Annotated in this window: 1 protein-coding gene; it reads left to right on the top strand. The window is 57.2% G+C overall.

The features are described from left to right. Window positions 1-107: 107 nt before the first annotated feature. Entirely contained in the window at window positions 108-1295 is a 1188-nt protein-coding gene (locus IQ254_RS31110) for a transposase (protein WP_193969998.1), read from the top strand. Window positions 1296-1314 lie beyond the last annotated feature (19 nt).

The following is a 1314-nucleotide window of genomic DNA, read 5'->3' on the forward strand; positions in this document are numbered from 1 at the left end:
CTGACTGCCTGACACAAGTAGGCAAAAGGCTTGAAACCTCGTTAGGCGAGGGGGAAAGGGTGAGCTGACATGAGACGCTGAAATTGCATCATCTCAGGGTCTTTACCATGTCAGCCACCACCTGCCTCTATGATCAAGTGCTGCCGTTGCTGCGTCAATACAGCCATCCTCGCGACCTACGACACCTCAAAGCACTGGCCTGGATGGTGACGGCACTGGTGTGCAGTGGTCGGTTAAGCCTGCCGGAGTGGGAAGTCTATGTGCCCAGTCGTGCCCGTCAGGCGCAAAGCACCGAGCGTCGGTGGCAGCGCTTTCTGGGCAATCGCCGGGTGCGGATCAAAAGCTTGTACGTGCCCTTGGTGCTCGCGGCCATCCACCAGTGGAAAGGGCGTCGGCTCTATCTGGCGCTCGATACTACGGTCTTGTGGAATCGCTACTGCATGATTCACCTGTCGGTAACCTGTTGCGGACGAGCCGTGCCCCTGCTATGGCGGGTCTTAGAGCATCCCAGTGCTACCGTTAGTACTGACCGATATATTCCTATGCTGCGGTTGGCCCATCGACTGTTGCACTCGTATCCCGATGTGATGTTGCTAGCCGACCGAGGGTTTGCTAACCATGACCTGCTGGCGTGGTTAAGCCAAAGTCGTTGGCACTATTGCTTACGCTTACCCAGTGACGTGGTGGTGCATGGCCCCCGCCGTCATCCCATTGAGGTGGGCTATCTGTGGCCCCCAAAGGGCGAAGCTCGGTTCTATGAAGGGGTTGGCCTATGGACGGATGGTCGCTGGCGCTGCAACCTCGTTCTGGCTAACGTCAAAGGCGTTAAGGAACCCTGGGCCGTCATCACCGATGAGCCGCCCTCCCTCAATACCCTGTGGCAATATGCCCTTCGGTTCCGAGTTGAGGAGCTATTCCTCGATTCAAAATCCGGGGTCTTTGAGCTAGAAGACTCGGGTATCCGTTCGGCTCAAGCCCTCGAACGCCTCTATCTCGTTGCCGCCATTGCCATCCTCTATGGCACCACCCAGGGCATGGCCGTTCAACTCGACGGTCTGCGCACTCAGGTTGACCCCCATTGGACACGGGGCATCAGCTATCTCAAAATCGGCCTCCGCTGGCTCAGGGGAGCCGTCAACAAAGGGCGTCCGTTGCTCAAACCCATTGCCCTTTTCACCGTTGACCCAGAGCCCTGTTTTGCCTCTAAAAGAGCTGAAGCCCGGTATTATGACCGCATCTGGTTCTCTAGGATCCAATCCCTGTGCTGTCAATTACCACCCTGGGAGGCTGCCTAAAGATGTGTCAGGCAGTCAG

Origin of the sequence: Nodosilinea sp. LEGE 07088, assembly GCF_015207395.1 — a bacterium.
Taxonomy (GTDB): Bacteria; Cyanobacteriota; Cyanobacteriia; order Phormidesmidales; family Phormidesmidaceae; genus Nodosilinea.